Raw genomic sequence first — 7,771 nt, forward strand, 5'->3', positions numbered from 1 at the left:
TTCAGAACGCGCGGATCAAGAAGGTCTGGCCCGACAGCGGGCCGGGCTGGGGGTTCCCCGCCAGATCGACCAGGCGGATCTCGCCGGAGGCCCCTGAGTCGGGCCTCTCGATCACGCCGGACAGTCCGGTCACGCCCTCAAGCCGCAGGAACGGCCGACCATTCTTCATCACGATCGTGTTGCCGTCCTGCTCATCCACGCTGATGCCGCCCGTGGGGTGGCCGGGGTCAAGGCTCGGGACGGTGATCCTGACCAGATCCTCGGCAGGGTCGAAATCGGTCACGACCGCCACATGGCCCGTGCCCAGCCAGTCCATCACGCCGTCAGGGTCCAGAAAGCCCAGCAGGGTGTCCGCGCCCGGACCGCCCGTCACGGTGTCGGCCAGATCGAACTGGATGTAATCGTTGCCCTCGCCCCCGTCGAGGCTCCCGCTGCCGCTGCCGACAAAGTCGCCAAAGCCAAGGTCGTTGGCGAACTCGATCCATGGCCGGGGGGCATAATTGCCGTAGAGGCTATCATTGCCCGTCCCGCCCCGGATCACCGAGCCATCATCGCCCGCCGCGAGCCTGTCGTTGCCCGCCCCGCCGGTCAGCGTCGCCGCACCGGTCGCCTCCACGTAGGCATTGGCCGTCCCCGCTTGGAAGGTCACCGCGCCGTCGCCCAAGACATGCACCCTGTCGCCGTAGCGGCCGGTATCGATGTCGCTGCCCCGGACCACATCCCCATCGCCCACCCGGACAAAGGCATTGCGCAAGCCGCGCAGGTCGAGAAAATCCGCGCCCGGGCCGCCTTCGATCCACATGCCCGACCCTGCGGCGATGATCGTGTCGTCGCCCGCCCCGGCGTCGATCTGGGTCAGGCCGCGGAACACGGGCGAGGTCAGCGGACCGTTGCCGATGAGACCGGTCTCGGGATCGTAGAACTCGGTCTCTCCGCTGTCATCCTCGGCACCCACCCCATAATGGTGGGGCTGAAAGCGGAAATCGCGGTCTCCGCCCGGATCGGTGGCGACGCTGATGCTGTCATTGCCGGCCCCGCCCTGGATGCGGCCCGAAAAATGCGGGTCGTCGATATCGATCCGCGCGCCGTCATCTGCCAGCGTGACGACCTCGCCCGTGGCCCACCATTCGGGCGTTCCGGGTTCGGGCATCTCAGGTTCCGGTTCCGGTTCATGATGGGTCCCTGATGCGGTTTCCATCAAGGCGAGGAACCCGAGGGGGAAAAGCAGCAAAAGAAATTCCATCGCGAGACCTGGCACAAAATACTCGAATACGCTGCGCCCCGGTCACGGCCCTGTCAATCGGGGTTGCGATTGTGCGATGCGGCCTCTTGCGGCTATCAGGCGGGCATGAATGACGCCCTGCCCATCGACGACGCCCTTCCCGCCCTGCTGGACGCGCTGGCCCGCCATGGCCGCGCCGTGCTGGTGGCCCCGCCGGGCGCGGGCAAGACGACGCGGGTGCCTCTGGCGCTGATGGGGCAGGTCGCGGGCCGCATCCTGATGTTGGAGCCGCGCCGCCTGGCCGCCCGCGCCGCCGCCGAGCGGATGGCCGAGACCCTAGGCGAACCTCTGGGCCGACAGGTGGGCTATCGCATCCGGGGCGAATCCGTGCCGGGCAGGCGGATCGAGGTCGTGACCGAGGGGATCCTGACACGGATGATCCAGTCCGACCCGTCTCTGGAGGGGATCGGCTGCGTCATCTTCGACGAATTCCACGAACGCAGCCTGAACGCCGATCTGGGTCTTGCGCTGGTCTGGGAGGCGCGGGGCGCGCTGCGCGACGATCTGGCGATCCTGGTCATGTCGGCCACGCTGGATGCCGGGCCGGTGGCCGCGCTGCTGGATGACGCGCCGGTCGTGACCTCGGAAGGGCGGGCCTTTCCGGTCGAGACGCGCTGGCTGGACCGCCCGCTGCCCGCAGGGGCGCGGCTGGTGGACGAGGCCACACGGCTGATCCTGCGCGCCGAGGCCGAGACGCGCGATACCGGCGGCACGATCCTGGCCTTCCTGCCCGGCGAGGGCGAGATCCGCCGCGTTCAGGGGCTGCTGGGCGCCTCGGGCTGCGAGGTGCTGCCGCTGTTCGGCGCGATGGACGCCAAGGCGCAGCGGGCGGCGCTTGCCCCGCCGGGTGCCGTGCGGCGGATCGTGCTGGCGACCTCGATCGCAGAGACATCGCTGACGATCCCGCAGGTGCGTGTCGTGGTCGATGCCGGGCGCGCGCGGCGGGCCCGGTTCGATCCGGCCAGCGGCATGTCGCGTCTGGTGACCGAGCGCGTCAGTCGCGCCGAGGCCGAACAGCGTCGCGGCCGGGCGGGGCGGGTCGCGCCGGGCATCTGCTACAGGCTCTGGGCGCGGGCCGAGGAGGGGGGCTTTCCCGCCTTTGCCCCGCCCGAGATCCAGGTCGCCGATCTGGCGTCTCTGGCGCTGGAACTGGCGGCCTGGGGAGCCGAGCCGGCCGATCTGGCCTTTCTGACGCCGCCGCCCGAGGGGGCGCTGGCCGAGGCGCGGGGCCTGCTGGAAGGGCTGGGGGCGCTGGACCGCACGGGCCGGATCACCCCGCATGGCCGGGCGCTGTTGCGCCTGCCGCTGCATCCACGGCTGGCGCATATGCTGGTCGTGGCGGGGGAGGAGGCCGCGCCCATCGCAGCGCTTCTGTCGGACCGCGATCCGCTGCGCGGCGCCCCGGTCGATCTGGCGCTGCGGCTGGAGGCGATGCGCGATCCCGACGGGTTTGCCGCGCGCCATCCCCATGAGGTGAACCGCGGCGCGATCGCGCGGCTGCGGCAGGAGGCCACGCGGCTGCGGCGGCTCGTTGCGTCCCGCAACGGCCGGGGGGCCAGCCCCCCGGACCCCCCGGGATATTTGGACCAAGGCAAAGGCAGCTGGGGGGCGGGCGAGATGGCCTCGTTGGCCTATCCCGACCGGATCGGGCAGCGGCGGCCGGGTGACGAGCCGCGCCATGTCCTGTCGGGGGGCAAGGGCGCGGTCCTGCCCTTGGCCGACGAGATGGGATCGGCGCGGTTCATCGTGGCGCTGGATCTGGACGGCGATCAGCGCGAGGCGCGGGTGCGGCTGGCCGCACGGCTGGACGAGGAGGGGTTGCGCGCGCTGCATGGCGAGCGGATCGCGCGGGTTGAGTTCTGTCGATGGTCACGCCGGGAAGGGCGGGTGGAGGCACGGCGGCAGGAGCGGCTGGGCGCGCTGGTCCTGTCGGACAGGCCGTGGCCCGAGGCTGGCGAGGCTGCCGTGGCGCAGGCCGCGCTGGAAGGATTGCGGCTGGACGGGCTGCGCTGGTCGCCCGCCGCCGCCCGGCTGCGGGCGCGGATGGCGCTGTTGCCGGATCTGGGGCCGGTCGACGATGCCGCCCTGCTGGAGGATGGCGCCTGGCTGCTGCCCTGGCTGGGGCGCGTCCGGGTTCTGGCCGATCTGCGCGGGCTGGATCTGGTCGAGCCGCTGAAGGCGCGGCTGGGATGGGAGGGGCAGGCCCGGCTGGACCGCGAAGTTCCGGCGCATTTCGTCACGCCTCTCGGACGGCGTGTGCCGATCGATTATGACGGCGAGGAGCCGGGGATCACCTTGCGGCTGCAGGAGCTGTTCGGCGTCACGCGGCATCCGGTGGTGGGCGGCAGGCCGTTGCGGATCACGCTGCTGTCGCCGGGCGGCAAGCCGGTTCAGGTCACCATGGACCTGCCGGGCTTCTGGGCGAGTTCCTATGCCGATGTCCGCAAGGACATGCGCGGCCGTTACCCCCGCCATCCCTGGCCCGAAGATCCCTCGGTCGCCGATCCGACGGTTCGCGCCAAGCCGCGCGGGACCTAGTCCAGCGCCCGGATCAGCTTGCGGTCGAGGACGCGCAGCACCTGGGCCAGATCATGCCCGCGCTTGAGAACCTGCCCGTCCATGCCGATCACCGCATAGGCGCCCTGGGCCGCGCGCAGGCGGGGCCGTTTCTCGATCCGGTAGAGCGGGTTTTCGGCGGCGCGGCGGAAGACGCTGAAGACCGCCACGTCCCGCAGGAAGGACATGCCGTAATCGCGCCATTCGCCCGCAGCCACGAAGCGGCCATAGGTCGAGAGGATCAGCGCCAGCTCGCGCCGGTCGAAGGTCACTCGGTCGGGCTGGCCCGTCGTCGGTTGGTTCGGGGGCTGGATGGCCTGGGACATGACGGAATGGTGACACCGCCCCCGCCGCGGCGCAATGGCGAAAAGGGCGCCGCCGGGGGCGCCCTCCTGATCAGTAGCAGCTGACCTTCTCGATGCGGCCGTTGCGGCCGTATTCGATGTTCAGGCGATCGGGACGGAAATCGGCGGTGACGGCGTCATCCGGGCCGATGGTGCGGGTTCCGATCGGGAAGGTCATCTGGGACAGCACGGCGCGCGGCTGCCCGACAAGGCCCTGATAGGCCTGTGCCCCGCATTCGTCGGCCGCGGGCGGCTCGGTCACGGGCATGGGTTCGCAAGCGGCCAGCAGGGTCGCGGCGGCAAGGGCGGTCAGAAGGGCAGTCCTGGTCATCATGTCACCCACAATCGATGTTCGAGATGTTGCCCATGGCGTCCAGGCGGAACACCATGCGGTCGGGCACGTAGTCCTGAGGCTCGATCCCGCGATATTCGACAACGCGGTAGCTGCGCGTGATGCCGAGGGTGGGGATGACGCTGCCGGGCTGGCCGATGGCCGAGGCATGGCGCGCGGTGCCGCAGAGATCGGGCTTGCGTTCCTCGAGCCCCGCGATGCCGCGCGCGGCGGGGGGCGGCGGTTCGGAGGAAGGCGGCAGGCCCGCCACGACCGGCGTCGTCGTGGCCCAGGGGGCCGAGCCGGGCGCGGGTTGGGGCATCGCTGCCGGCTGGCCGAAGGCGGGCTGGCCAAACGCCGGCTGCGGCGCCATTGCGGTCTGGCCGAAGGCCGGCTGCGCCATCGGCGCGGGAGCAGCGGCGGCGGGCGCCTGCATCATCGGCGTCGCGGCCCCGGGCGGCATCCGGCTGGCGGGCAGCGCGCAGCCCGCAAGGACCATCGGCAGCGCCATGGCGAGAACGGCGGATCTAGGCATCGGGTCTGCTCCCTCGGGTGCCGGTTCGTCCGGCGCCGTTTGACGTCATGCTAGGCCGCGCCACCGGGTTTGAGAAGCCGCCGGCACGATCACGTTTTCATCATGTCCTTCGGGCGACAGGCTCAGGCCGTGCGGATCCCGTGGGCGCGCAGGACCATGTCCGCGGTCTCGAAGGCAAGCTGAGCCACCGGTTCCTCGATGATGGTGCCGTTGCGGTCGGGCAGCGAGACCAGATGCAGTCCGCCCGCCAGCAGGCTGAAGGTCAGGCGCGCAAGCTGTCCGCAATCGTCGACCGAAAGCTGGCCCGAATCGCGCCATGCCTCAAGCTCGGAGGTCAGGGGCGCCATGATCGAATCGTCCAGCTGGCGGCGATAGGATTGCAGCAGGGCCGGAAAGCGTTCGGATTCGGCCATCAGCACGCGCTGAAGGCGCAGATGCTGCGGCCTGACAAGCCACATGCCGACATGGGCCAGCATCTCGCGCAGGCCGGGGTCGATCGGCGCGCCCTGCGCGGCGACAACCGGGGACAGGGCGAAGGCCTGCGCCATCGCTGCTTCGACCACTTCCTGAAACATCAGTTTCTTGTCCGGAAAGTAGCTGTAGAGCGTCGCCTTGGACACGCGCGCCGCCCGCGCGATGTCGTCGACGCTGGCGCCGGCATAGCCGTCGTGCAGGAAGACGTCTGATGCCCCGTTGCGCACCTGGTCGAATTTGCGTCCCCGGTTGATGGTGTTTCTGTCTCTCATGACGTCATTTACCCTTTGAAACCGCTTCAGGTCAAAAAAGCGGCTCATTGCCTCTAATACGTTATGGCGCGATTGCAGTTCATAATTCGTTACGATCCGACAAGAAATTTGAATATCTGCATTTGTCTGCATTCGCAGACATACGACCGAACCCATCCGATTGTTGCAATCTGTGAACGAAATAGTTCTGTCATTTTCTGCTCAAAACGGTGGCAGGCATGCCGCAGCTGGCATAGCCTCGGGCACGGGCGCATGCCGGCGCCCTGATCAGCAAGGAAAAATCCCATGGCCGTCACCAAGACATCCTTTCGAGACTCGGTCGATCGCATGTTCTCGCATGCCGCCAGCCTCATGGAGCTGGCACCAGGGCTGGAAGAGAAGATCCGCGTTTGCAATTCGACCTATGTCGTAAGGTTCGGCGTGCGGCTTCGCGGCCAGATCCACACCTTCACCGGCTATCGCTCGGTGCATTCCGAACATATGGAGCCCGTGAAGGGTGGCATCCGCTACTCGCTGGACGTGAATCAGGACGAGGTCGAGGCGCTGGCCGCGCTGATGACCTACAAATGCGCGCTGGTCGAGGTGCCCTTCGGCGGCTCGAAGGGCGGGCTCTGCATCGATCCGCGCGCCTGGAACGAGGAGGAGCTTGAGCGGATCACCCGCCGCTTCACCTATGAATTGTCCCGCCGCAACCTGATCTCGCCCAGCCAGAACGTGCCGGCGCCGGACATGGGCACGGGCGAGCGCGAGATGGCCTGGATGGCCGATGCCTACAAGCGGCTGCATCCCGACGACATCAATGCCAAGGCCTGCGTTACCGGCAAGCCGCGCACCGCGGGCGGTATCGATGGCCGGGTCGAGGCGACCGGGCGCGGCGTGCAATATGCGCTGCGCGAGTTCTTCCGGCATGACGACGTGATGGCCAAGGCCGGGCTGACCGGCACGCTGGCCGGCAAGCGGGTGATCGTGCAGGGTCTGGGCAATGTGGGCTATCACGCCGCGCAATTCCTGTCGGCCGAGGACCATGCGCTTGTCACCTGCGTGATCGAGCGTGACGGCGTCATCCGCAACCCGCAGGGCATCAATATCGACGCGCTGCGCGGGCATATTCGCGCCACCGGCGGCGTGAGGGGCTTTGCCGGCGGCGATTTCAGCGAGGACGGGCTGCGCGCGCTGGAAGACGAATGCGACATCCTGATCCCGGCCGCCATCGAGAGCGTGATCGATGGCGACAATGCCGCCCGCCTCAAGTGCCGCCTGATCATCGAGGCCGCGAACGGCCCCGTCACTGCCGATGCCGACGAGATCCTGCGCGAGAAGGGCGTGGTGATCATCCCCGACATGTATGCGAATGCCGGCGGCGTGACGGTGTCCTATTTCGAATGGGTCAAGAACCTGTCCCAGATCAGCCTGGGCCGCCTGGAGCGCCGCCACGAGGAGGCCCGCGCCCGCATGCTGGTCGAGGAGCTGGAGCGGCTTTCGGCCGATACCGGGCTGAACTGGACGCTGTCGAAGGGATTCAAGGAAAGCTTCCTGACCGGCGCGGACGAGCTGGAGCTGGTGCGGTCGGGTCTGGATGACACGATGCGGACCTCGTTCCAGAAGATGAAGGAGGTCTGGGTCAACAATCCGCGCGTCACCGACATGCGGACGGCGGCCTATGTCGTGGCGATCCGGCGGATCTCGAACGTCTACAATTCGCTCGGGCTCTGATCGCGGGATATTTGCACCAAGGCAAAGGGATGGTCAGTCGCGGGGGGCGGCGGCGCGGCGGAGGCGGTCGTTGATCGCGCGGCCCAAGCCGTGATCGGGGATTGGGGCAACCGAGATCGGGCGCCCGAGCGCGTCGGCGCGGCGCAGGAGGTCGAAGAGGCGCGCGGCGGCCTCGGTCAGGTCTCCGCTGGTCGAGAGGGTCAACGGGCCGGGCGTGCCGAAACCCAGATGCGTCTCGTCCGGGCGGGGTTCGGCGTTCAGCCG

Annotated in this window: 8 protein-coding genes; 2 read left to right on the plus strand and 6 right to left on the minus strand. The window is 68.8% G+C overall.

The window, feature by feature from the left end:
• Window position 1 precedes the first annotated feature (1 nt).
• Window positions 2-1,150, minus strand: a complete 1,149-nt coding sequence (locus QAR72_RS07010; RefSeq protein ID WP_304616642.1) for a hypothetical protein — start codon at window positions 1,148-1,150, stop codon at window positions 2-4.
• A gap of 198 nt (window positions 1,151-1,348) precedes the next feature.
• Here QAR72_RS07010 and hrpB point away from each other — a divergent pair, with 198 nt between their 5' ends.
• Entirely contained in the window at window positions 1,349-3,820 is a 2,472-nt protein-coding gene (hrpB, locus tag QAR72_RS07015) for an ATP-dependent helicase HrpB (RefSeq protein WP_304616643.1), read from the plus strand.
• Here hrpB and QAR72_RS07020 read toward each other — a convergent pair.
• The 4 genes from QAR72_RS07020 to QAR72_RS07035 form a co-directional block, all read right to left on the minus strand.
• Window positions 3,817-4,164 (minus strand): DUF2794 domain-containing protein, encoded by a 348-nt coding sequence (locus QAR72_RS07020; protein ID WP_304616644.1) that lies wholly within the window; start codon window positions 4,162-4,164, stop codon window positions 3,817-3,819. The two genes, hrpB and QAR72_RS07020, sit on opposite strands and share 4 nt — an antisense overlap.
• 70 nt (window positions 4,165-4,234) lie before the next feature.
• Window positions 4,235-4,513, minus strand: a complete 279-nt coding sequence (locus QAR72_RS07025; RefSeq protein WP_304616645.1) for an I78 family peptidase inhibitor — start codon at window positions 4,511-4,513, stop codon at window positions 4,235-4,237.
• A gap of 4 nt (window positions 4,514-4,517) precedes the next feature.
• A complete protein-coding gene (locus QAR72_RS07030) occupies window positions 4,518-5,048 on the minus strand; it encodes a hypothetical protein (RefSeq protein WP_304616646.1) in 531 nt (176 codons plus the stop codon).
• 122 nt (window positions 5,049-5,170) lie between these two features.
• Entirely contained in the window at window positions 5,171-5,794 is a 624-nt protein-coding gene (locus QAR72_RS07035; RefSeq protein WP_304616647.1) for a TetR/AcrR family transcriptional regulator, read from the minus strand.
• Between the two features lie 285 nt (window positions 5,795-6,079).
• Between QAR72_RS07035 and QAR72_RS07040 the strand changes: the two genes are divergently transcribed.
• Window positions 6,080-7,507 (plus strand): Glu/Leu/Phe/Val family dehydrogenase, encoded by a 1,428-nt coding sequence (locus QAR72_RS07040; RefSeq protein ID WP_304616648.1) that lies wholly within the window; start codon window positions 6,080-6,082, stop codon window positions 7,505-7,507.
• Window positions 7,508-7,540: 33 nt separating this feature from the next.
• Here QAR72_RS07040 and QAR72_RS07045 read toward each other — a convergent pair.
• A partial coding sequence (locus QAR72_RS07045) for a Sua5 family C-terminal domain-containing protein (RefSeq protein WP_304616649.1) occupies window positions 7,541-7,771 on the minus strand: 231 nt, incomplete at its 5' end.

It is taken from the genome of Paracoccus sp. (in: a-proteobacteria), from assembly GCF_030604785.1.
GTDB lineage: Bacteria > Pseudomonadota > Alphaproteobacteria > Rhodobacterales > Rhodobacteraceae > Paracoccus.

Excerpts from the sequence above, each read along its gene's own strand:
- hrpB (WP_304616643.1), top strand. The coding sequence starts at position 1,349 with ATGAATGACGCCCTGCCCATCGACGACGCCCTTCCCGCCCTGCTGGAC.
- QAR72_RS07020 (WP_304616644.1), bottom strand. The coding sequence starts at position 4,164 with ATGTCCCAGGCCATCCAGCCCCCGAACCAACCGACGACGGGCCAGCCC.
- QAR72_RS07030 (WP_304616646.1), bottom strand. The coding sequence starts at position 5,048 with ATGCCTAGATCCGCCGTTCTCGCCATGGCGCTGCCGATGGTCCTTGCG.
- QAR72_RS07010 (WP_304616642.1), bottom strand. The coding sequence starts at position 1,150 with ATGCCCGAACCCGGAACGCCCGAATGGTGGGCCACGGGCGAGGTCGTC.
- QAR72_RS07040 (WP_304616648.1), top strand. The coding sequence starts at position 6,080 with ATGGCCGTCACCAAGACATCCTTTCGAGACTCGGTCGATCGCATGTTC.
- QAR72_RS07025 (WP_304616645.1), bottom strand. The coding sequence starts at position 4,513 with ATGACCAGGACTGCCCTTCTGACCGCCCTTGCCGCCGCGACCCTGCTG.
- QAR72_RS07035 (WP_304616647.1), bottom strand. The coding sequence starts at position 5,794 with ATGAGAGACAGAAACACCATCAACCGGGGACGCAAATTCGACCAGGTG.